The organism is Pseudoalteromonas sp. GW168-MNA-CIBAN-0100 (assembly GCF_040309225.1).
GTDB lineage: Bacteria > Pseudomonadota > Gammaproteobacteria > Enterobacterales > Alteromonadaceae > Pseudoalteromonas > Pseudoalteromonas arctica.
In genome coordinates this window covers 1-636 of the sequence record NZ_JBEOOL010000079.1, presented here as the reverse complement: position 1 = coordinate 636, position 636 = coordinate 1, and the positions used below count along the sequence as shown (strand labels likewise).

The following is a 636-nucleotide window of genomic DNA, read 5'->3' as shown; positions in this document are numbered from 1 at the left end:
GCATAAGCGACTAAAACAATTAGGGAAAAAGCCGCCATTTAAGTTCATCAAAATGAACTCATGGCGAAACTCTCTAAGTCCATTATCGAATGTAGCGATGCCAAACCAATGGTTTGAGGAGCTTGGTTTATATCCAATAGAAAAAGTGAATACGGGATGGCTTGCTTTATCGGCGTTTAGGAAATAAGTTGATAAAATGTGAAGGGTACAGGAGCCGTATACGAGGTCCGTACGTACGGTTCTGTGAGAGGGATGAGGCATAAGCCTCACCCTACTCGATGTTGTTAAGAGCAGAAACTAACTTTAGCTTAATAATGAATGTAAAAATACCAGGCCTATCGCCAGTGGGCATACAAACTTAGTGTACCAAGGCCATACTTTCCAAAATAAGGTATTGTGTACTTCAGGGTTACCTTCTTGAATGGCCTTTAGTAATGAGCCTCTTGACCAAATCCAGCCTACGTATATACAACACATAAGACCTAATAATGGCTGTGCCACTTTAGTGGTTAAGGTGATCACTAAGCCAAACAGTAACTCTAAGTTACACACTATCGTGATGCTCACTAGAGTGATTAATGCACCAATTACCCAAGTGGCCTGTAAGCGAGACATTGCAAAGCGTTCTACCGTATA

General features: G+C 41.4%; 2 pseudogenes. One reads left to right on the top strand and one right to left on the bottom strand.

Annotated elements, in window-relative coordinates:
- Positions 1–187 (top strand): annotated as a pseudogene (locus AAEY62_RS20090) (hypothetical protein); the annotation flags it as partial.
- Positions 188–303: 116 nt separating this feature from the next.
- On the opposite strand, the pseudogene AAEY62_RS20085 reads toward AAEY62_RS20090, so the two are convergent.
- Positions 304–636 (bottom strand): annotated as a pseudogene (locus AAEY62_RS20085) (sodium-dependent transporter); the annotation flags it as partial.